This is a genomic window from Sporosarcina aquimarina (assembly GCF_019748715.1).
Classification (GTDB): domain Bacteria; phylum Bacillota; class Bacilli; order Bacillales_A; family Planococcaceae; genus Sporosarcina; species Sporosarcina newyorkensis.
The window spans coordinates 1-589 of sequence record NZ_JACLBZ010000043.1 but is presented as its reverse complement, the minus strand read 5'-3'; the positions used below and the strand labels follow the sequence as shown (position 1 = coordinate 589).

Genomic DNA, 589 nt, shown 5'->3' with positions numbered 1-589 from the left:
GTAGAACTTCTTGATGTTCAAATGCTGTTTCATCCATTTGAAGAACAGTTCAATGGCCCAGCGAGACTTGTACAGTTCCGCGATTTCATCAGCAGGTAAATCAAACCGGTTCGTGATTAGATTCAGCTGATTGCCTTTGGAATCCAGCACTTTCAAGAGACGGAACACGTTCTCCGTCCGATTTTGGGACGTGCCGATGACAATCATTTCATCGGACAACACGACAGAGTCTTCCGGCAGTTCGAAGTGTTCAAGTGACCGGACGACCGCGTTCTTCCGCAGGCGCGATACAAAGAAATAGCCCTCATCCGTCATGCCGTCGAACCGTTTGTAATCCAAGTAGCCGCGGTCGAACACATACATGCATTCCTTATCATCGACTAGCACTTCTAGTTGACCGCGATCATGTTCCTTGGCGTTTGTCAAAACCGCCTGGTCAGGATAGGAACAGCCATTTTCCAAGAACACGAGTCGCAGATGAAGCTTGATACCGGACTTGGTTACCCGGAACGTCGCCCATCGGTGGGTATTCAAATTCAAAGGCAATGTGCTGGAATCGATAATTTTCAGCGGGGTCATTCGCTTGCAT

General features: G+C 48.6%; 1 protein-coding gene. It reads right to left on the bottom strand.

What is annotated here, in order from left to right:
* On the bottom strand, nt 1–589 hold a 589-nt coding region (locus tag H7J92_RS17380), incomplete at both ends, for an IS4 family transposase (RefSeq protein ID WP_221838270.1).